This is a genomic window from Streptococcus mitis (assembly GCF_002096755.1).
Taxonomy (GTDB): Bacteria; Bacillota; Bacilli; order Lactobacillales; family Streptococcaceae; genus Streptococcus; species Streptococcus mitis_AC.
On sequence record NZ_NCVF01000023.1, the window covers coordinates 66917 to 89116 of the forward strand.

The window sequence follows — 22200 nt, forward strand, 5'->3', positions numbered from 1 at the left end:
AAAAATGCCCAAAGGGGGAGCCGTGTGTTTGCTGATTTTCAGGATAATGGACCAGGAAATCAGCATGAAAATAAAAAGAGAAACAGATTATTTCAGCATTTGTAAGATTTATGCTATGCTTAAGGTAGAAAATGAAAGGGGTAACAAATGTATTTAGGAGACTTGATGGAAAAGGCTGAATCTGGCCAATTTTCAATCCTTTCCTTTCTATTACAAGAGTCTCAGACGACCGTCAAGGCTGTAATGGAGGAAACAGGATTTTCAAAAGCAACCCTAACCAAATATATCACCCTGCTCAATGACAAGGCTTTGGATAGTGGCTTAGAGCTGACTATTCACTTAGAAGATGAAAATCTGCGTCTGTCAATCGGTGCAGCTACCAAGGGGAGAGATATCCGGAGCCTGTTTTTGGAGAATGCTGTTAAATACCAGATTTTAGTTTATCTCCTCTATCATCAGCAGTTTCTAGCCCATCAGCTGGCTCAAGAATTGATGATTAGTGAGGCTACGCTTGGCCGCCACTTGGCTAGTTTAAATCAGATTTTGTCAGAATTTGATTTATCCATCCAAAATGGACGTTGGCGAGGTCCAGAGCATCAGATTCGTTACTTTTATTTCTGTCTTTTCCGCAAGGTTTGGTCGAGTCAGGAGTGGGAAGGTCACATGCAGAAGCCAGAGAGAAATCAGGAGATTGCCAGTTTAGAGGAAATCTGCGGTGCAAGTTTGTCTTCGGGGCAGAAATTGGACCTGGTTCTCTGGGCTCACATCAGTCAACAACGTCTCCGGGTCAATGCCTGTCAGTTTCAAGTCATAGAAGAGAAAATGCGAGGGTATTTTGACAATATTTTCTATCTTCGTTTGCTGAGAAAGGCTCCGTCCTTTTTTGCTGGGCAACACCTTCCTCTCGGAACTGAGGATGGGGAGATGATGATTTTCTTCTCTTTCCTCCTATCTCATCGCATTCTTCCTCTTCATACTATGGAGTATATCCTTGGTTTTGGAGGGCAGTTGGCAGATTTGCTGACACAATTGATTCAAGAAATGAAGAAGGAGGAGTTACTGGGTGATTATACAGAGGACCATGTTACCTATGAACTCAGTCAGCTTTGTGCTCAAGTCTATCTTTATAAGGGCTATATTTTACAGGATTGCTACAAGTACAAGTTAGAGAATCGTCATCCATATTTACTGATGGAACATGATTTTAGGGGGACGGCAGAGGAGATTTTTCATGCTCTACCTGCCTTTCAGCAGGGGACGGATTTGGATAAGAAAATTCTCTGGGAATGGCTTCAGTTGATGGAATATATGGCTGAAAATGGTGGTCAGCATATGCGGATTGGTCTGGATTTGACATCTGGTTTTCTTGTCTTTTCAAGGATGGCAGCCATTTTAAAACGGTATTTGGAATATAATCGTTTTATTACCATTGAAGCCTATGACCGAACTCGACATTATGATTTGCTGGTTACCAATAACCCCATTCATAAGAAGGAACAAACCCCAGTCTATTATTTAAAAAATGACTTGGATATGGAAGATTTGGCGGCTATTCGTCAGTTATTATTCACTTAAAAGGCTTGGTCGTTCCAGGTCTTTTTTGTGAAATTCACACAATCTCCTCACATTTTTTTAAAAATTAAAAAAAGTTGATGAACAAGAAAGCGTTTTATTTTGTATACTAGTAAGTGTAAAGAGGAAACATCCTCAAGATCTTTATCAGGAGGACAGCACATGTCACAAGAAAAATACATCATGGCCATTGACCAGGGGACTACAAGCTCTCGTGCCATCATTTTCAACAAAAAAGGAGAAAAAGTTAGCTCGAGTCAAAAAGAGTTTACTCAGATTTTCCCTCAGGCAGGTTGGGTTGAGCACAATGCCAATGAAATTTGGAATTCCGTCCAGTCTGTTATTGCTGGAGCTTTCATCGAAAGTGGTGTCAAGCCAAATCAAATCGAAGCAATCGGAATTACCAACCAACGTGAAACAACTGTCGTCTGGGATAAGAAAACAGGACTTCCTATCTACAACGCTATCGTTTGGCAGTCTCGCCAAACAGCCCCTTTGGCTGAGCAACTAAAAAGTCAAGGTTATGTGGAAAAATTCCATGAAAAGACTGGTTTGATCATCGATGCTTACTTCTCAGCGACTAAGGTTCGTTGGATTTTGGATCATGTAGAAGGCGCTCAAGAGCGAGCAGAAAAAGGGGAATTGCTCTTTGGTACCATCGATACTTGGTTGGTTTGGAAATTGACTGACGGTGCGGCTCACGTGACTGACTACTCAAATGCAGCTCGTACCATGCTTTATAACATTAAAGAACTCAAATGGGATGATGAGATTTTAGAAATCCTCAATATTCCTAAAGCAATGTTGCCTGAGGTTCGTTCTAACTCTGAAATCTACGGTAAGACAGCCCCATTCCATTTCTATGGTGGAGAAGTCCCAATCTCAGGTATGGCTGGGGACCAACAGGCAGCCCTCTTTGGACAGTTGGCCTTTGAACCAGGTATGGTCAAGAATACTTATGGAACAGGTTCTTTCATCATCATGAATACTGGTGAAGAGATGCAGTTGTCTGAAAACAACCTATTAACAACCATTGGTTACGGAATCAACGGCAAGGTTTACTATGCCTTGGAAGGTTCAATCTTCATCGCAGGAAGCGCCATTCAGTGGCTTCGTGACGGTCTTCGCATGGTAGAAAATTCACCAGAATCTGAAAAATACGCTCGTGATTCTCACAACAATGATGAAGTTTATGTCGTTCCAGCCTTTACAGGTCTAGGTGCTCCATACTGGAACCAAAACGCTCGCGGTTCTGTCTTTGGCTTAACTCGTGGAACAACTAAAGAAGACTTTATTAAGGCGACTTTGCAATCTATCGCTTATCAAGTGCGTGATATCATCGATACGATGCAAGTGGATGCGCAGACAGCTATCCAAGTCTTGAAAGTAGACGGTGGTGCAGCTATGAACAATTTCCTCATGCAGTTCCAAGCTGACATTTTGGGAATCGATATCGCACGCGCCAAAAACTTGGAAACAACAGCTCTAGGTGCAGCCTTCCTAGCAGGTTTGTCAGTGGGCTATTGGAAGGACTTGGATGAGTTGAAACTCTTGAATGAGACAGGAGAACTCTTTGAACCATCTATGAATGAATCTCGCAAGGAACAACTCTACAAGGGCTGGAAGAAAGCTGTGAAAGCAACCCAAGTCTTTGCGGAAGTAGACGACTAATACTGGAAGAATAAAGCGACTTAGTTAGAAAGTGTGTAAATATGGAATTTTCAAAGAAAACACGTGAATTATCAATTAAAAAAATGCAGGAACGTACCCTGGACCTCTTGATTATCGGTGGAGGAATCACAGGGGCCGGTGTAGCCTTGCAGGCGGCAGCTAGCGGTCTTGAAACTGGTTTGATTGAAATGCAGGACTTTGCAGAAGGAACATCTAGCCGTTCAACAAAATTAGTTCACGGAGGTCTTCGTTACCTCAAACAATTTGACGTAGAAGTGGTCTCAGATACAGTTTCTGAACGTGCAGTGGTACAACAAATTGCACCTCATATTCCAAAACCAGACCCAATGCTCTTGCCAGTTTACGATGAGGATGGAGCGACCTTTAGCCTCTTCCGTCTGAAAGTAGCTATGGACTTGTATGACCTCTTGGCAGGAGTTAACAACACACCAGCTGCTAACAAGGTTTTGAGCAAGGAAGAAGTCTTGGAACGCCAGCCAAACTTGAAGAAAGAAGGTTTGGTAGGAGGTGGAGTTTATCTTGACTTCCGTAACAACGATGCGCGTCTCGTGATTGAAAACATCAAACGTGCCAACCAAGACGGTGCCCTCATTGCCAACCATGTGAAGGCAGAAGGCTTCCTCTTTGACGAAAGTGGCAAGATTACAGGTGTCGTAGCTCGTGATCTCTTGACAGACCAAGTCTTTGAAATCAAGGCCCGTCTGGTGATTAACACAACAGGTCCTTGGAGCGACAAGGTGCGCAATTTGTCTAATAAGGGAACACAATTCTCACAAATGCGTCCAACTAAGGGAGTTCACTTGGTAGTGGATTCAAGCAAGATCAAGGTTTCTCAACCAGTTTACTTTGACACAGGTTTGGGTGACGGTCGTATGGTCTTTGTTCTCCCACGTGAAAACAAGACTTACTTTGGTACAACGGATACAGACTACACAGGCGATTTGGAACATCCAAAAGTGACTCAGGAAGATGTAGATTATCTGCTTGGTATTGTCAACAACCGCTTCCCAGAAGCTAACATTACCATTGATGATATCGAAAGCAGCTGGGCAGGTCTTCGTCCATTGATCGCAGGAAATAGCGCTTCTGACTACAATGGAGGAAATAACGGAACCATCAGTGATGAAAGCTTTAACAACTTGATTGCGACTGTTGAATCTTATCTCTCTAAAGAAAAAACGCGTGAAGATGTTGAGTCTGCTGTCAGCAAGCTTGAAAGCAGTACCTCTGAGAAACATTTGGACCCATCTGCAGTTTCTCGTGGTTCTAGCTTGGACCGAGATGATAATGGTCTCTTGACCCTTGCTGGTGGTAAAATCACAGACTACCGTAAGATGGCTGAAGGAGCTATGGAGCGCGTGGTTGACATCCTCAAATCAGAATTTGACCGTAGCTTTAAACTCATCAATTCTAAGACTTACCCTGTTTCAGGTGGGGAATTGAACCCAGCAAATGTGGACTCAGAAATCGAAGCCTTTGCGCAACTTGGAGTGTCACGTGGTTTGGATAGCAAGGAAGCTCATTACCTAGCAAATCTTTATGGTTCAAATGCACCGAAAGTCTTTGCTCTTGCTCATAGTTTAGAACAAGCACCAGGACTCAGCTTGGCAGATACCTTGTCCCTTCACTATGCAATGCGCAATGAGTTGGCTCTGAGCCCAGTTGACTTCCTCCTTCGTCGTACCAACCACATGCTCTTTATGCGTGATAGTTTGGATAGCATCGTTGAGCCAGTTTTGGATGAAATGGGACGATTCTATGACTGGACTGAAGAAGAAAAAGCCGCTTACCGTGCGGATGTCGAAGCAGCTCTTGCTAACAACGATTTAGCAGAATTAAAAAATTAAGAAAAAATCAAAGAGGTGGAGGGCAGGCCTCCTTGTCGCCCGCCCCTTCTTTTTAATGGAGACAGAAAGATGATGAATGAATTATTTGGAGAATTTCTAGGGACTTTAATCCTAATTCTTCTAGGAAATGGTGTTGTTGCTGGTGTGGTTCTTCCAAAAACCAAGAGCAACAGCTCAGGTTGGATTGTGATTACGATGGGTTGGGGGATTGCAGTTGCAGTTGCAGTCTTTGTATCTGGAAAACTCAGTCCAGCTCATTTGAATCCAGCTGTGACAATTGGTGTGGCTTTAAAAGGTGACTTGCCTTGGGCATCAGTATTCCCTTATATCCTAGCCCAGTTCGCAGGGGCTATGCTCGGTCAGATTTTGGTTTGGTTGCAATTCAAACCGCATTATGAGGCAGAAGAAAATGCAGGCAATATCCTGGCAACCTTCAGCACTGGTCCAGCTATCAAGGATACAGTTTCTAACTTGATCAGCGAAATCCTTGGCACCTTTGTATTGGTATTGACAATTTTTGCTTTGGGACTTTATGACCTTCAAGCAGGTATCGGAACCTTTGCAGTGGGAACTTTGATTGTCGGTATCGGTCTATCACTAGGTGGGACAACAGGTTATGCCTTGAACCCAGCGCGTGACCTTGGACCTCGTATCATGCACAGTATCCTTCCAATTTCAAACAAGGGAGACGGAGACTGGTCTTATGCTTGGATTCCTGTTGTGGGACCTGTTATCGGTGCAGCCTTAGCCGTGCTTGTATTCTCACTTTTCTAATCTAGAAAACAATTATGTTGAAAAGCTTGAGATGAAAATCTCAGGCTTTTTTAAAAATATACATAGAAAAACTGCATAATCTTTAAAATTAGCTTAAATGCAGTGAAAATGTACGGCAAACAATTGAAAAATTACCCTAAAAAATGGTACAATGGTAGAAAAATACTATAGTAAGAGTTCATCTTATTTAACAAAAATTACAGAAATGAATGGTTTTTCTTGATGAAACAGAGAAAAGAATTGTACCTCTTTCTTGGTCGGACAGCCTTGTATTTTCTTATCTTTCTAGGGCTGCTTTACTTCTTTAGCTATCTTGGTCAGGGTCAAGGAGGCTTTATCTATAATGAATTTTAACTTGAAGGAGAATTTCTATTGTGTCAAATAAACCAATAATAGATATGATTGAAACCATTGAGCATTTTGCTCAGACACAGCCTAGCTATCCTGTTTACAATGTTTTGGGGCAGGAACACACTTATGGAGATTTGAAGGCTGATTCGGATAGTTTAGCTGCAGCCATCGACCAACTGGATTTACCAGAGAAGTCTCCTGTGGTTGTTTTTGGTGGCCAAGAATATGAAATGTTGGCAACTTTTGTAGCTCTGACTAAGTCAGGACATGCCTACATTCCCATTGACAGCCATTCAGCCTTGGAGCGAGTTTCGGCTATTTTAGAAGTAGCAGAGCCAAGCTTGATTATTGCTATCTCAGACTTTCCATTGGAGCAGGTTTCTACGCCAATGATGACTCTAGCTCAGGTTCAAGAAGCCTTTGCTCAAGGGACTAGTTATGAGATTACGCATCCAGTCAAGGGTGATGATAACTACTACATTATCTTTACTTCTGGTACAACTGGTAAGCCTAAGGGAGTACAGATTTCCCATGATAACCTCCTCAGTTTTACCAACTGGATGATTACGGATAAGGAATTTGCGACGCCAAGTCGTCCGCAAATGCTGGCTCAGCCACCTTATTCTTTTGATCTGTCTGTCATGTACTGGGCACCGACATTAGCACTTGGTGGTACACTTTTCGCTCTTCCTTCAGCTATTACTCAGGACTTTAAGCAACTCTTTGCGACCATCTTTTCATTGCCAATCGCTATCTGGACATCAACGCCTTCTTTTGCGGATATGGCCATGTTGTCTGAAGACTTTAATAGCGAGAAAATGCCTGGTATCACGCATTTCTACTTTGATGGAGAAGAATTGACGGTCAAAACGGCTCAAAAACTACGTGAGCGTTTCCCAAATGCCCGTATTATCAATGCTTACGGCCCAACAGAAGCGACAGTGGCCCTGTCAGCAGTTGCCGTGACAGATGAGATGCTAGCGAATCTCAAACGTCTACCAATTGGCTATACCAAGGCTGATTCTCCAACCTTTATCATTGACGAGGAAGGAAATAAACTGCCAAATGGTGAACAGGGAGAAATCATTGTTTCAGGACCGGCCGTCTCAAAAGGTTATATGAATAATCCTGAAAAAACAGGGGAAGCCTTCTTTGAGTTTGAAGGTCTACCAGCCTACCATACAGGAGATGTGGGAACTATGACAGATGAAGGCTTGCTTCTCTACGGAGGACGCATGGACTTCCAGATTAAGTTTAACGGTTACCGCATTGAGTTAGAAGATGTCTCTCAAAATCTTAACAAGTCTCGCTATATTGAGTCTGCTGTCGCTGTTCCGCGCTATAATAAAGACCACAAGGTGCAAAATCTTCTAGCCTATGTCATCTTAAAAGATGGTGTTCGTGAGCAGTTTGAACGTGATATCGATATTACCAAGGCCATTAAGGAAGATTTAACAGATATCATGATGTCCTACATGATGCCATCTAAATTCCTTTATCGAGACAGTTTGCCACTGACTCCAAATGGAAAGATTGACATCAAAGGATTGATTAACGAGGTGAATAAGAGATGATGGAGTTCTTTCAACAGCTTCCTCATTTAGAGCCATACGGCAATCCTCAGTATTTTGTCTATGTGATTGCTGCAACCTTGCCCATCTTTATCGGTCTCTTTTTCAAGAAACGCTTTGCCTGGTACGAAGTACTGGTTAGTCTTTTCTTTATCGTCACCATGTTGGTAGGTGGGAAGACCAATCAGTTGGCTGCCTTGGGTATTTACCTTTGCTGGGAAATATTGCTCCTGCTTTTCTACAAGCATTATCGAAAAAGCAAGGATGGCAAGTGGGTCTTCTACCTAGTTAGTTTTCTGTCCCTCCTTCCGATTATCTTTGTCAAGGTGCAGCCAGCTATCAATGGAACGCAGTCTTTGCTTGGATTTTTGGGAATTTCTTACCTGACCTTTCGTTCGGTTGGGATTATCATCGAGCTGAGAGATGGAGTGATTAAGGATTTTACCCTCTGGGAATTCCTCCGTTTTCTTCTCTTTATGCCGACTTTTTCAAGTGGCCCAATTGATCGCTTTAAGCGATTTAATGAAAATTATCAGACCATTCCTGAGCGGGATGAGTTGATGGATATGCTGGATGAATCTGTTCGCTATATCATGTGGGGATTTTTGTACAAGTTTATCCTAGCTCATGTTTTAGGAGAAACTTTACTACCTCCTCTGAAGAATCTAGCCCTGCAGTCAGGTGGCTTCTTTAACCCCTATGCCTTGGTAGTTATGTATACCTTTGGTTTGGAGCTCTTCTTTGACTTTGCAGGTTACTCTATGTTTGTCTTGGCCATTTCAAACTTGATGGGAATCCGTAGTCCCATCAACTTTAACAAGCCCTTTTTATCAAGGGATTTAAAAGAGTTTTGGAATCGTTGGCACATGAGCCTCTCTTTCTGGTTCCGTGACTTTGTCTTTATGCGAATGGTGATGGTGTTGACCAGAAAGAAGGTCTTTAAGAATCGCAATGTAACCTCAAGCGTGGCCTATATTGTAAATATGCTGATTATGGGATTTTGGCATGGTGTGACCTGGTACTATATCGCCTATGGACTCTTTCATGGATTGGGCTTGGTCATCAATGACGCTTGGATTCGCAAGAAAAAAACGCTCAATAAGGAGCGGAAAAAAGCAGGGAAGCCTGCTCTACCTGAGAATCGCTGGATTCAGTTGCTTGGCATGGTTGTCACCTTCCATGTCGTCATGCTGTCATTCTTAATCTTTTCTGGATTCTTGAATGATCTATGGTTTAAAAAATAAAAGGAAATAAAATATGGATATCAAATCAGAAGTTATCGAAATTATTGATGAGTTGTTTATGGAAGATGTTTCTGACATGATGGATGAAGATCTTTTTGATGCAGGTGTCTTGGATAGTATGGGAACGGTAGAGTTGATTGTGGAGATTGAAAACCGTTTTGACATTCGCGTTCCTGTAACAGAGTTTGGTCGCGACGACTGGAATACAGCCAATAAAATCATAGCTGGTATTGTGGAGCTACAAAATGCTTAAACGCTTATGGATGATCTTCGGACCGGTCTTGATAGCTGGTTTGTTGGTTTTTCTGCTTATCTTTTTCTATCCTGCTGAGATGCGCCATGATCTGGGAGCTGAAAAGCGTTCGGCGGTGGCTACTACTATCGATAGTTTTAAGGAGCGAAGTCAAAAGGTCAGAGCACTATCTGATCCAAATATGCGTTTTGTTCCCTTCTTTGGCTCCAGTGAATGGCTTCGTTTTGACGGTGCCCATCCTGCGGTATTGGCTGAGAAGTACAACCGCTCTTATCGCCCCTATCTTTTAGGACAGAGGGGAGCTGCATCGCTCAACCAGTATTTTGGGATGCAACAGATGTTGCCACAACTGGAGAATAAACAAGTTGTATATGTCATCTCGCCCCAGTGGTTTAGTAAAAATGGCTATGAGCCAGCAGCCTTCCAGCAGTATTTTAATGGGGATCAGTTGACGAGTTTTCTGGAACATCAATCTGGAGATCAGGCTAGTCAATATGCAGCGACCCGCTTACTGCAGCAGTTTCCAAATGTAGCTATGAAGGATCTGGTTCAGAAGTTGGCAAGTAAAGAAGAATTGTCGACGGCAGACAATGAAATGATTGAATTATTGGCTCGTTTTAATGAACGCCAAGCTTCCTTTTTTGGTCAGTTTTCGGTTAGAGGCTATTTCAAATACGATAAGCATGTAGCTAAGTATTTAAAGACCTTGCCAGATCAGTTTTCTTATCAAGCTATAGAAGATGTTGTCAAAGCAGATGCAGAAAAGAATACTTCTAATAATGATCTGGGAATGGAGAATTATTTCTATAATACACAGATTAAGAAGGATTTGAATAAATTAAAGGATTCTCAGAAAAATTTTACCTATCTCAAGTCGCCAGAATATAATGACTTGCAGTTAGTGTTGACACAGTTTTCTAAATCCAAGGTAAACCCGATTTTTATCATTCCACCTGTTAATAAAAAATGGATGGACTATGCTGGTTTACGAGAGGATATGTACCAACAAACGGTGCAGAAGATTCGCTACCAGTTAGAAAGTCAAGGTTTTACCAATATAGCAGATTTTTCTAAGGACGGTGGGGAAGCTTTCTTTATGAAGGATACCATTCACCTTGGTTGGTTAGGTTGGTTGGCATTTGATAAGGCCGTTGATCCTTTCCTATCCAATCCCACACCAGCTCCGACTTATCATCTGAATGAGCGCTTTTTCAGTAAAGACTGGGCGACTTATGATGGAGATGTCAAGGAATTTCAATAGATCATAATATAGAAGAGTTCAAGGATGAAACTAGTTTTCACGTTTTTTCTTGACTCTTTTTTTGGTTGTGATATAATTAACCAGTAAATAATTTTTCAAAGAATAGTATTTTTCTCTTAAAATAAAGAGAAGTCCAAAAGGAAAGGAGTCAGATATGAGACAGCTAGCGAAGGATATCGATGCCTTTTTAAATGAGGTGATTTTGCAGGCGGAAAATCAGCATGAAATCCTAATAGGTCATTGCACTAGCGAGGTAGCTCTGACCAATACCCAGGAGCATATCCTCATGCTCTTGTCAGAGGAATCTTTAACAAATTCAGAATTGGCCCGTCGTCTCAATGTCAGTCAGGCGGCAGTTACCAAGGCCATTAAGTCTTTGGTCAAGGAAGGGATGTTGGAAACATCTAAAGATCCTAAGGATGCGCGTGTGATTTTTTATCAGTTGACTGATTTGGCTCGTCCAATTGCTGAGGAGCACCACCATCACCATGAGCATACGCTTTTAACCTATGAACAAGTGGCAACTCAGTTTACTCCAAATGAACAAAAAGTGATTCAGCGGTTTTTGACTGCTTTAGTAGGAGAAATCAAATAATGAGATATATTACGGTAGAGGATTTGTCCTTCTATTATGATAAGGAGCCAGTTCTTGAACATATCAATTATAGTGTTGATAGTGGGGAATTTGTTACCTTGACAGGGGAGAATGGGGCAGCTAAGACAACATTAATCAAGGCCAGTCTTGGAATCCTTCAGCCACGCATTGGAAAGGTGACTATTTCAACGATAAATACGCAGGGTAAGAAATTGAGAATAGCCTATCTTCCCCAGCAGATTGCCAGTTTTAATGCTGGTTTTCCAAGTACGGTTTATGAGTTTGTCAAGTCGGGTCGCTATCCACGAAAGGGTTGGTTCCGTCGTTTGAATGCTCATGATGAGGAGCATATCAAGGCTAGTTTGGACTCAGTTGGTATGTGGGAACATCGAGACAAACGCTTGGGGTCTCTATCTGGAGGACAAAAGCAGCGAGCGGTGATCGCGCGTATGTTTGCCTCTGACCCAGATGTATTTATCCTAGATGAGCCGACAACGGGGATGGATGCAGGAAGTAAAAATGAATTTTATGAACTCATGCACCACAGCGCCCATCATCATGGCAAGGCTGTTTTGATGATTACTCATGACCCTGAAGAAGTTAAGGACTATGCGGACCGCAATATTCATCTAGTCCGTAACCAAGACTCGCCATGGCGTTGTTTCAACGTTCATGAGAATGATCAGGAGGTGGGCCATGCTTAGTTTGTTATCTTATGACTTTATGCAACGTGCATTTCTGGCCGTTATTGCCATGAGTCTTTTCTCGCCGGTATTGGGAACCTTCCTTATCTTGCGTCGTCAGAGTTTGATGAGTGATACCCTCAGCCACGTCTCGCTTTCGGGTGTAGCTTTTGGTTTGGTTCTGGGGATTTCTCCGACTATTTCCACTATTGCCATTGTTTTGATTGCGGCGGTCTTTCTGGAGTATCTCCGTACGGTTTATAAGAGCTTTATGGAAATCGGGACAGCTATCCTCATGTCAACAGGACTGGCTGTTTCTCTGATTGTCATGAGCAAGGGTAAAAGCTCGAGTTCAATGAGTTTGGACCAGTATCTTTTTGGTTCAATCGTGACTATCAGCGAAGAGCAGGTTATTTCCCTCTTTGTCATTGCGGCGGTTGTTTTGATTTTGACCTTCCTCTTCCTTCGTCCGATGTACATTTTGACCTTTGATGAGGATACAGCCTTTGTGGATGGCTTGCCAGTTCGTACCATGTCCATTCTTTTTAACATGGTGACGGGGGTGGCCATTGCCCTTATGATTCCAGCTGCGGGAGCTCTTCTGGTATCGACCATTATGGTCTTGCCAGCTAGTATTGCCCTGCGTCTGGGGAAAAACTTTAAATCGGTTATGCTGCTTGCCAGTGCTATTGGATTTTTGGGAATGGTAGCAGGACTTTACATTTCCTACTATGCAGAAACACCTGCAAGTGCAAGTATTACCATTATTTTTGTAACTGTTTTCTTGCTAATCAGTTTAGTAAGACGTTTTATCAAATAGGAGAAGAACATGAAAAAAATTAGCTTATTGTTAGCCAGTCTATGTGCCTTGTTTTTAGTGGCTTGTTCCAATCAAAAACAGGCTAATGGCAAACTAAATATCGTAACAACCTTTTACCCTGTCTATGAATTTACCAAGCAAGTCGCAGGAGATACTGCTAATGTAGAACTCCTTATCGGTGCTGGTACAGAACCCCATGAATACGAACCTTCTGCCAAGGCAGTTGCCAAAATCCAAGACGCAGATACTTTCGTTTATGAAAATGAAAACATGGAAACATGGGTTCCTAAATTGCTAGATACTTTGGATAAGAAAAAGGTCAAAACCATCAAGGCGACAGGCGATATGTTGCTCTTGCCAGGTGGTGAGGAAGAAGAGGGAGACCATGACCATGGAGAAGAAGGCCATCACCATGAGTTCGATCCCCATGTTTGGTTATCACCAGTTCGTGCCATTAAACTAGTAGAGCACATCCGTGACAGTTTATCAGCAGATTATCCTGATAAAAAAGAGACCTTTGAGAAGAATGCTGCTGCCTATATCGAAAAATTACAAGCCTTGGATAAGGCTTATGCAGAAGGCTTGTCTCAAGCCAAACAAAAGAGCTTTGTAACGCAGCACGCAGCCTTTAACTATCTCGCCTTGGACTATGGACTCAAACAAGTTGCAATCTCAGGCCTTTCTCCAGATGCAGAGCCATCAGCAGCTCGCTTGGCAGAATTGACAGAGTATGTCAAGAAAAATAAAATCGCCTATATCTACTTTGAAGAAAATGCCTCACAAGCCCTTGCTAATACACTTTCAAAAGAAGCAGGTGTCAAAACAGATGTCCTCAATCCTTTAGAAAGTCTGACAGAAGAGGACACCAAGGCTGGAGAAAATTACATCTCCGTGATGGAGAAAAACCTCAAGGCTCTAAAACAAACAACGGACCAAGAAGGCCCAGCAATCGAGCCTGAAAAGGCAGAGGATACCAAGACAGTCCACAATGGTTACTTTGAAGATGCAGATGTCAAGGACCGCACCTTGAGTGACTATGCAGGTAACTGGCAATCAGTTTATCCTTTCCTTGAAGATGGTACGTTTGATCAAGTGTTTGACTACAAGGCTAAGTTGACTGGTAAGATGACTCAGGCTGAGTACAAAGCCTACTATACAAAAGGCTATCAGACAGATGTGACTAAGATTAATATCACTGATAATACTATGGAATTTGTTCAAGGTGGACAAAGTAAGAAATTCACCTACAAGTATGTTGGTAAGAAAATCTTGACTTATAAGAAAGGAAATCGTGGCGTGCGCTTCCTCTTTGAAGCGACAGATGCGGATGCTGGACAATTCAAGTATGTTCAGTTTAGTGACCATAATATCGCCCCAGTTAAGGCAGAACATTTCCATATCTTCTTTGGAGGCACAAGCCAAGAAACCCTCTTTGAAGAAATGGATAACTGGCCAACCTACTACCCAGATAACCTATCTGGCCAAGAAATCGCCCAAGAAATGTTGGCGCATTGATGAGAAATCGACTAGTTCATAGGAGCTAGTCGGTTTTTTGAAATAGGGGCTGATGTGTAGCCCATTTTATGTGTCGGCGGATAGCCTATAGCTGTTATCTTTGGTAGATGCAATTTTGTTTCAAGGAGCAGAGTGTCATATTGGAAAAGGATCTTATAAATAATAATCAAATTTCACTCCTTTTAAAATTATTTGTTAAACAATTCACAAATAATTGAAAACGAATACAAAAAGTAATATAATGATGTTAAATATATAGCGCGAAGGCGCAGGAGGAAAATTATATGGCTACATTTTATGTTCCGGCAGTCAACCTTATTGGAAAAGGTGTTGTAAATGAAGTGGGTCCTTATATCAAGGAACTTGGCTATAAAAAGGCACTTTTGGTGACAGATAAGTTTATCGAAGGAAGTGACATTTTGCCTAAGGTTTTAAAACCGCTAGATACAGAAGGAATCGAATATGTCATCTTTAGCGATGTAGAGCCAAACCCTACTTGTAAGAATGTCACAGATGGGGTAGCTGCTTTGGAAGAACATGGATGTGATTTTATCATCAGTCTTGGTGGGGGCTCTCCACAGGATGCAGCTAGTTGTATCTCTATCATGGCTACAAATGGTGGAAAACCACAGGATTATGAAGGGCTTCATAAGTCTGCTAAAAAAGGCTTGCCAGTTGTAGCTATCAATACTACTGCAGGTACATCAGCAGAAATTACCATTAACTATGTGATTACCGACGAAGAACGCAAGGTTAAGATGGTAATGGTTGACAAGAATAGCCTTGCTCTTATCTCTGTTAATGACCCTGAATTGATGATTTCAAAACCTCAAGCCTTGACTGCTGCGACAGGTATGGATGCTCTGACTCACGCTGTTGAAGCTTTGGTAACACCTGGTGCTTATGATGTAACCAAGAAACTGTCTATTGGTGCTATTGAGCTTATCAAGGAATACCTTCCTCGCGCTGTAGCAAATGGACACGATATTGAAGCGCGTGAAGGTATGGTCAATGCTATTTTCCTTGGTGGTATGAGCTTTAACAATGCTGGTCTTGGTTATGTTCACTCAATGGCTCATCAACTCGGTGCAGTATATAACTTGCCACACGGTGTTTGCTGTGCCATGTTGCTACCAGTTATAGAACGTGAAAATGCTAAACGTGTACCAGAAGCTTTCCGCAATGTTGCTAAGGCCTTGGGACTCCATGTAGAGGATAAATCAGATGAAGAGTGTGCCGATTATGCGATTGCTGAGATTGAGAAGCTTTCTGAGACAGTAGGTATTCCTAAGAAATTGACTGAACTTGGTATTGAAGAAAAAGATTTCGACTTTGAATACCTTTCTAAGAATGCCTTGATTGATGCCTGCGCACCAGGAAACCCATTTATGCCAACCTTAGAAGAAACGATTGCCTTTTATAAAGAGTTGTTTTAGCAAGAGATTTGACGACAATGTGACAATTCACCTCTAATTATTGACATTTCAGGAAAAATTGCAGTAAAAACTGCACATCCTTCTTTAAATGTGCTATAATACAGAAAAAAATAATGATGGAGGTCGTCGCGATGGTAACAACATTTTTGATGATTTTTGTGGTGGTTTGTGTGCTCCTATTGGTGATAGTCACACTGAGTACAGTTTATGTGGTTCGTCAACAGTCGGTGGCGATTATTGAACGCTTTGGGAAATACCAAAAGGTTGCCAATAGCGGTATTCACATCCGCTTGCCTTTTGGGATTGACTCGATTGCAGCGCGGATTCAGTTGCGCTTGTTGCAAAGCGATATTGTGGTTGAGACTAAGACCAAGGACAATGTGTTCGTTATGATGAATGTAGCGACTCAGTACCGTGTTAATGAGCAGAGCGTAACAGATGCCTACTATAAACTCATGCGTCCAGAATCTCAGATTAAATCTTATATCGAAGATGCTCTTCGCTCTTCTGTTCCCAAATTAACCTTGGATGAATTGTTTGAGAAAAAAGATGAGATTGCCCTTGAAGTTCAACACCAAGTAGCAGAAGAAATGACTACTTACGGTTATATTATCGTGAAAACCTTGATTACCAAGGTCGAACCAGATGCAGAAGTCAAGCAATCCATGAATGAAATCAATGCGGCGCAGCGCAAGCGGGTCGCAGCGCAAGAATTGGCGGAAGCTGATAAGATTAAAATCGTCACTGCAGCTGAAGCCGAAGCAGAAAAAGATCGCCTCCATGGTGTGGGGATTGCCCAACAACGTAAGGCGATTGTGGATGGCTTAGCAGAGTCTATCACCGAACTCAAGGAAGCCAATGTTGGCATGACAGAAGAACAAATCATGTCCATCCTCTTGACCAACCAGTATTTGGATACCTTGAATACCTTTGCCTCTAAAGGAAATCAAACCATCTTTTTACCAAATACGCCAAATGGTGTGGATGATATTCGTACACAAATCTTGTCAGCTCTACGTGCTGAGAAGAAATAATAGACTAAAGAGCTTGGCAACAGGCTCTTTTTTAGTTATGGTGAGAGAAGAATCTTAGCTTAAATAAGACTATTCACAAGAGTTACTAACAGATTGTGGATAAGTGTGGATAACTGTCAGTGTTCTGCTGCTATTATTAGTTCACTGAATCTATTTAATAGACCAAACACATATTATTTCCTATAAATTTGGAAGTTAAAAACACTTTAAGTTAGTTATTAACAAATTGTGGAAAAACTTGTGAATTGCTATGGGGATAGAGTGTTTCTCGTGAAACATAAAATTTCTGTACATTTTCCTATTTATACCTGATCTAGTTACACAAATTAATGCTAAAATAAAAGAGAGGTGTTATTTCCGTAAAACTTGGAAAAGGTTGCTACAGGAATATACAGATTTCTAAAAAAGAAACGTTAGCGGAATGGCAGATGTGATTTTATGGAGTTTTGATTTCGAAAACGATCATGCCCATGCTTTTCATGGATAATATTGCCTAGATAGATGAAGATTTGTACTATTTCAGTTTTTTCAGCGATGATGGAGAAGAGCACTACACAGAAAATATCTATTTGGAGATTCTAAGTGTTAAACAAAAATTTAAGTTTATTTTTGACTTTGGTGATGACTGATGTATTGAACATGAAGTGTTAAGAGAAGTCGAGATAGAAGATGAAGAATGGTAAGATGAGTAGTTAAGAAATCTAAAAAATTTAATTTCAGTCTAGATAGGCCTAGTATTCTAATGAGATGGTTTATTGTGGCTTGCTAGATTAGTTGCTAAATCGGTAGTTAAGATTAAGTTTTATTTTTTCAAACTTCAATCCTGCTATGCGTTTTATGTTATCCCTAGTATTCTAGCGACATTACCATTTTTGCTGACTTTTTTACACAGGGTATTTGGGTAAAATATTGGTACGAGAGTTAGGAATGATAGTTTATCAAATTTATAAGTGAGTTTAAGGAGGAAAATAAGAATGACACCATTAAAATGGTTTGCAGGAGCAAGAGAAAGGCGTTGTGAAGCCATGACGATCATAAATCATCTCTTGGAAGACATAAAGGATACGCCTCAGCTGACTCCCTTGAAAAATCAGTTAGTAATTTATAAAAAACGATTAAAGGACGATGGGACCTCTATTCCGTTTATATTGAGCCAAATGAATGTTGATATCTCACGTGTGTTGATTGATAATAAGTTGATTTTGTCAGAAAGTCAAGCTGAGCAGATCAAAAAATTGAGAGAACTATCTGCAATTCGCTATGGTTACTGATGAAGTGCAGGGACAGGCCATCTTCTACAATTTCCAGTCAAATAAATTGCATTCGCTTTCTCAAGCAGGTATACTAGTATAGTTAGATGAAAAATTCTGAAAATTTAAGAATAGAAAAGAGAACAAATCTTATGGCAAAAGATATTCGTGTCTTACTTTACTACCTTTACACTCCAATTGAAAATGCAGAGCAATTTGCTGCAGACCACTTGGCTTTCTGTAAATCAATTGGCCTTAAAGGTCGTATCCTAGTCGCTGACGAGGGAATTAACGGAACAGTTTCAGGTGATTATGAAACAACTCAAAAATACATGGACTACGTTCACAGCCTCCCAGGTATGGAAGACCTCTGGTTCAAGATTGACGAAGAAAGTGAACAAGCCTTCAAGAAGATGTTTGTTCGCTACAAGAAAGAGATTGTCCACCTTGGTTTGGAAGACAACGACTTTGACAACGACATCAACCCACTTGAAACAACAGGTGCTTACTTGTCTCCAAAAGAGTTCAAAGAAGCTCTTCTTGACGAAGATACCGTTGTCCTTGACACACGTAACGATTATGAGTACGACCTAGGACACTTCCGTGGGGCTATCCGCCCAGATATCCGCAACTTCCGTGAGTTGCCACAATGGGTCCGTGACAACAAGGAAAAATTCATGGACAAGCGTGTCGTGGTTTACTGTACAGGTGGCGTTCGCTGTGAGAAATTCTCAGGTTGGATGGTCCGTGAAGGCTACAAAGATGTTGGCCAATTGCACGGAGGAATTGCAACTTACGGTAAAGACCCCGAAGTTCAAGGTGAGCTTTGGGATGGGAAAATGTACGTCTTTGACGAGCGTATTGCCGTAGATGTAAACCATGTCAACCCAACCATCGTAGGGAAAGACTGGTTTGATGGAACACCATGTGAACGTTATGTCAACTGTGGAAATCCATTCTGTAACCGTCGTATCTTGACATCAGAAGAAAATGAAGACAAGTACCTTCGTGGATGCTCACACGAGTGCCGTGTTCACCCACGTAACCGCTATGTTTCAGAAAATGAATTGACACAAGCTGAAGTGATCGAGCGCCTAGCCGCTATCGGTGAAAGCTTGGATCAAGCAGCTACTGTATAAGATTAAACAGTCCTTAGGGGCTGTTTTTCTATGCTTTTTACTCAAAAATTAATACTCAATGAAAATCAAAGAGCAAACTAGGAAGCTAGCCGCAGGCTGTACTTGAGTACGGCAAGGCGAAGCTGACGCGGTTTGAATTTGATTTTCGAAGAGTATAAAGTTTGTTTTTGTATCTTTCAGAAAAATAAGGTATACTATATGTAAACGATTTCAAAGGAGTTCAGTTATGACGAAAACATTTTTTATTCCAAATAAACAGAGCATTTTAGGAGAACAGGAAATTTTGACTGCCAAGTCTATCTTGGCCTTGGTGGATGGTTTGGAGTCGCATAGCTATGATGCTATCTATCTCCGTCAGCCTCTTAATCGTCTTGAGTATATCGAGTGTGCGATAGTGGGGCAATCACAATTTCTTTTTAAGGTCAGTTATGCTGATAGTCAAAAGGCTTACCGTATCGATCTTCCTGACCTACTCACGAAGACAGACTGGCAGATTATCAAATCATTTTTAGATGCTCTGCTTGCTTATACAGGAACTGAGATTGAAGGACTAGATGGTTTTGATTTTGAAGCTTATTTCCAAGCAAGTATTCAAGCCCATCTGACAGACGCTGCAGCCCGTTTTACGATTTGCCAAGGAATTTTTAATCCTGTTTTCTTTGGTCATGAGGACTTGAAAAGCTTTTTAGAGGAAAATGGCTTGGCTCAGTTTGAAGCGCGTGTACGTGCGGTTCAAGAGACAGATGCCTACTTTGCAAGAGTTTCCTTCTATCAGGATGGAGAAGGCCAAGTGCACGGTGTTTACCATCTGGCTCAAGGAGTCAAGACAGTATTACCGAGAGAACCATTTGTTCCTACTGCCTATATTGAGCAATTGGTGGATAAGGAAGTGCAGTGGGAGATTGACTTGGTTCAAATCACAGGAGACGGCTCTAAACCAGAAGACTATGAAGCCATTGTCCGCTTAGACTATGCAAAATTCCTAGAGTCACTACCATCAGCATCTTACCACCAACTAGATGCCAATCAATTAGAAGTGCAACCCATCTTAGACAAAGATTTTAAAGCATTAGCACAAGAAAAGTAAAGCAGAAGCAGGTCAATTGCTATTTAGCGTGCGAAATATGGTTTAGTCTTGTTAAGTTTTGTAATATAAAATTTTAAGAATTGCTTAGTTCAATAAAAAACAGCATAATATAAAAAATATAATATTATTCGGTAACTAATTATCAGGAGATTTTAAGATGGATATCAAGAAGGAAGTAGGTAAAAGAATCCGAATGTTGCGAGAGATGAAACATATCACTCGTGAAACTCTTTGTGATGATGAAACTGAGATAACGGTGCGCCAATTAGCACGGATTGAATCAGGCCAGTCTTCCCCGAGTTTATCCAAGGTAGAGTATATAGCTTACAAACTAGGCTGTTCAATTTCACATATAGTAGATATGGATCATATGATTTTACCCTCCGAGTACTTGATATTAAAGGATAAACTCATTAAGTTTCAAACTTATGGAGATGATGATAGAATCCAAGTTAAGGAAGAGTTGTTTGAAAGAGTTTACGAACACTATTATGACAGTCTACCTGAGGATGAGCAGATTGCAGTTAGTGCCTTACAAGCTAGTTTTGATGTCTTTGTAAGTGAAGATGCAGGTTTTGGCGATGCTTTGCTGGATGAATATTTTGAACAAGTAAAGATAAGGAAAAACTATTCGGTGAATGATTTGCTTCTGATAAAATTGTACTTTGTTTCGTGTTTAGCAAGACCGATTGGGTATCATCATGAACTGTTTTGGATGCTTTCTAAAAAACTTATAAGAGAAACAAATTCATCCGATTTAGAGACAGCTTATATGTTAAAGAGAACAGTGCTTGATTCTTTAGCTGTTCAATGGATGGAAAAATCTTACTCCACTTTTGAGCCTTATGTTAAGGCGATGAACAGGCTGATGATTTTATCGCAGGATTTTCAAAACAAGCCAATTGTTGATATGCTTGAAGCTATGTGTACCTTATTTCATAAACGGGATAAGGAAAAAGCCATCCGCTTATACGATAGAGCTATTATTTGTGCTCAAGCATTTGGAGACCAAGTATTAGAAGCGCGTATATTGGGAGAAAAAGAAAAAGATTTAAAAACTTTTGAGGAAATGGAGAGCTAACATGACATTTTTGTCATGTTTTTTTATTTTTGAAAGCGCTATACTATGATCATAAAGAACAAGAGATAAGGAGGAAAGAAGCATGTTTGGATTTGAAGTATTCTTAAGTCTTAGTTTTTGGTTTTCTGGATAGGAGATAGAAATGGAAGATTTTAGTATCTCGCTAGAGACGTTTACACAAACTCGCCACAGTTTGCTGTTTCGAAATAACACGACGGAGCAAAAGTTGGTACAAATAGAGTTGAATAAGGAACCATTCCGTTTAGCTATTTTAGATGCAGGCGAAGAGCGAGTTTTAATCTTACCAGAAGAATTATCTATTATCGAAAGTTTTAGAATTTCAGAAGTGGAGGACAATCCATGATGTCAAAAAAACATGTTGTAGAGACAATGGTTCTTCTTGTGATAGCATCTTTATTTTTAGCAGGATTTTACTATCAAAACCAGGAATCTCATCATCAAGAAGAAACAGCGCAAGAGCTCCTCTTAAAAAAGAGGAGGAAATAAACCAATATATTTCAAAAACTAAAAATACAACATTCAAGAATGCATTGTTAACCTCTAATGAGGGAGCACAGGTTCAACTATCAGATTATAAGTTTAGACCAAAGGTTGTGGTATTCTGGGCTAGTTGGTGTCCTGATTGCCAAAAAGAGCTCCCAATCATTCAGCGCCTTTATGATAAATACCAAGATAAAGTTGATTTCTTTATGGTGGATATAGTTGATGGGGAACGTGAAACACTTGAAACCTCTCATCAATTTTTAAGGAATCAGGGTTTTACCTTTCCAGTTTATATAGATCAAGATTTACAAGCTTTTAAGTTTTTTGATGTAAAAGCTATTCCAACAATATTTATAGTGGATAAAGATGGGATAGTGAAACAAATTTATGTAGAACAAGGAAGCGAAGAAATCTTGTCTAAAGATTTAAAACAGTTAATAAATGACTGAAATGAGAATCTCATTTGGTTATTATAAAAAATTTTTTAAAAG

At 40.8% G+C, this 22200-nt stretch carries 22 protein-coding genes and 1 pseudogene; all 23 read left to right on the forward strand.

Features of this window, described 5'->3' with window-relative positions; genetic code table 11:
- Positions 1-147 precede the first annotated feature (147 nt).
- The 23 genes and pseudogenes from B7700_RS05795 (at position 148) to B7700_RS05900 (ending at position 22158) form a co-directional block, all read left to right on the forward strand.
- Positions 148-1575 (forward strand): AcpB/EbpR/MafR family transcriptional regulator, encoded by a 1428-nt coding sequence (locus B7700_RS05795; protein WP_045612464.1) that lies wholly within the window; start codon positions 148-150, stop codon positions 1573-1575.
- 159 nt (positions 1576-1734) lie between these two features.
- Entirely contained in the window at positions 1735-3243 is a 1509-nt protein-coding gene (gene glpK, locus B7700_RS05800; protein ID WP_000076786.1) for a glycerol kinase GlpK, read from the forward strand.
- Between the two features lie 41 nt (positions 3244-3284).
- Complete coding sequence (glpO, locus tag B7700_RS05805; protein ID WP_084887733.1) at positions 3285-5111, forward strand: type 1 glycerol-3-phosphate oxidase; 1827 nt, start codon at positions 3285-3287, stop codon at positions 5109-5111.
- 69 nt (positions 5112-5180) lie between these two features.
- On the forward strand, positions 5181-5885 hold the full coding sequence (locus B7700_RS05810) for an MIP/aquaporin family protein (RefSeq protein ID WP_000980817.1): 705 nt from the start codon (positions 5181-5183) through the stop codon (positions 5883-5885).
- A 222-nt stretch (positions 5886-6107) separates the two neighbouring features.
- A complete protein-coding gene (locus B7700_RS05815) occupies positions 6108-6239 on the forward strand; it encodes a teichoic acid D-Ala incorporation-associated protein DltX (RefSeq protein ID WP_000813666.1) in 132 nt (43 codons plus the stop codon).
- A gap of 20 nt (positions 6240-6259) precedes the next feature.
- Complete coding sequence (gene dltA, locus B7700_RS05820) at positions 6260-7810, forward strand: D-alanine--poly(phosphoribitol) ligase subunit DltA (RefSeq protein ID WP_084887735.1); 1551 nt, start codon at positions 6260-6262, stop codon at positions 7808-7810.
- On the forward strand, positions 7807-9051 hold the full coding sequence (dltB, locus tag B7700_RS05825) for a D-alanyl-lipoteichoic acid biosynthesis protein DltB (protein WP_084887737.1): 1245 nt from the start codon (positions 7807-7809) through the stop codon (positions 9049-9051). Before dltA ends, dltB begins: the two co-directional genes overlap by 4 nt.
- 13 nt (positions 9052-9064) lie before the next feature.
- Positions 9065-9304 carry a D-alanine--poly(phosphoribitol) ligase subunit DltC gene (gene dltC, locus B7700_RS05830; protein ID WP_000351967.1) on the forward strand — a complete coding sequence of 80 codons (240 nt, stop codon included), beginning with the start codon at positions 9065-9067 and terminating at the stop codon, positions 9302-9304.
- A complete protein-coding gene (gene dltD, locus B7700_RS05835; RefSeq protein WP_084887739.1) occupies positions 9297-10565 on the forward strand; it encodes a D-alanyl-lipoteichoic acid biosynthesis protein DltD in 1269 nt (422 codons plus the stop codon). The genes dltC and dltD overlap by 8 nt, the downstream gene beginning before the upstream one ends.
- Positions 10566-10719: 154 nt before the next feature.
- Positions 10720-11160, forward strand: coding sequence for a zinc-dependent transcriptional regulator AdcR (gene adcR / locus B7700_RS05840; RefSeq protein WP_001249308.1), 441 nt, complete (start codon positions 10720-10722; stop codon positions 11158-11160).
- The gene (locus B7700_RS05845) at positions 11160-11864 is read left to right on the forward strand and encodes a metal ABC transporter ATP-binding protein (RefSeq protein WP_001269497.1); all 705 of its coding nucleotides are present in this window, start codon (positions 11160-11162) and stop codon (positions 11862-11864) included. Before adcR ends, B7700_RS05845 begins: the two co-directional genes overlap by 1 nt.
- Positions 11857-12663 (forward strand): metal ABC transporter permease, encoded by an 807-nt coding sequence (locus B7700_RS05850; protein ID WP_000950030.1) that lies wholly within the window; start codon positions 11857-11859, stop codon positions 12661-12663. The genes B7700_RS05845 and B7700_RS05850 overlap by 8 nt, the downstream gene beginning before the upstream one ends.
- A 9-nt stretch (positions 12664-12672) precedes the next feature.
- Positions 12673-14178: a zinc ABC transporter substrate-binding lipoprotein AdcA gene (gene adcA, locus B7700_RS05855; RefSeq protein ID WP_084887741.1), complete on the forward strand. Its 1506-nt coding sequence runs from the start codon at positions 12673-12675 to the stop codon at positions 14176-14178.
- Between the two features lie 284 nt (positions 14179-14462).
- Positions 14463-15614 carry an iron-containing alcohol dehydrogenase gene (locus B7700_RS05860; protein ID WP_045612453.1) on the forward strand — a complete coding sequence of 384 codons (1152 nt, stop codon included), beginning with the start codon at positions 14463-14465 and terminating at the stop codon, positions 15612-15614.
- 149 nt (positions 15615-15763) lie between these two features.
- A complete protein-coding gene (locus B7700_RS05865) occupies positions 15764-16648 on the forward strand; it encodes an SPFH domain-containing protein (protein WP_004235732.1) in 885 nt (294 codons plus the stop codon).
- 827 nt (positions 16649-17475) lie between these two features.
- Positions 17476-17553: pseudogene (locus tag B7700_RS11450) on the forward strand (CPBP family intramembrane glutamic endopeptidase); the annotation flags it as partial.
- Positions 17554-17622: 69 nt separating this feature from the next.
- Positions 17623-17919: a bacteriocin immunity protein gene (locus tag B7700_RS05875; protein WP_192855665.1), complete on the forward strand. Its 297-nt coding sequence runs from the start codon at positions 17623-17625 to the stop codon at positions 17917-17919.
- A 131-nt stretch (positions 17920-18050) separates the two neighbouring features.
- Positions 18051-19037, forward strand: coding sequence for an oxygen-dependent tRNA uridine(34) hydroxylase TrhO (trhO, locus tag B7700_RS05880; protein ID WP_001030022.1), 987 nt, complete (start codon positions 18051-18053; stop codon positions 19035-19037).
- A gap of 226 nt (positions 19038-19263) precedes the next feature.
- Positions 19264-20124, forward strand: a complete 861-nt coding sequence (locus B7700_RS05885; RefSeq protein WP_084887743.1) for a DUF4299 family protein — start codon at positions 19264-19266, stop codon at positions 20122-20124.
- A 157-nt stretch (positions 20125-20281) separates the two neighbouring features.
- On the forward strand, positions 20282-21205 hold the full coding sequence (locus B7700_RS05890; protein ID WP_020902121.1) for a helix-turn-helix domain-containing protein: 924 nt from the start codon (positions 20282-20284) through the stop codon (positions 21203-21205).
- Between the two features lie 142 nt (positions 21206-21347).
- On the forward strand, positions 21348-21569 hold the full coding sequence (locus B7700_RS05895) for a hypothetical protein (protein ID WP_000389381.1): 222 nt from the start codon (positions 21348-21350) through the stop codon (positions 21567-21569).
- Positions 21569-21712, forward strand: a complete 144-nt coding sequence (locus B7700_RS11310; RefSeq protein WP_239822550.1) for a hypothetical protein — start codon at positions 21569-21571, stop codon at positions 21710-21712. The genes B7700_RS05895 and B7700_RS11310 overlap by 1 nt, the downstream gene beginning before the upstream one ends.
- A 44-nt stretch (positions 21713-21756) precedes the next feature.
- A complete protein-coding gene (locus B7700_RS05900; RefSeq protein WP_239822551.1) occupies positions 21757-22158 on the forward strand; it encodes a TlpA family protein disulfide reductase in 402 nt (133 codons plus the stop codon).
- Positions 22159-22200: the final 42 nt, after the last annotated feature.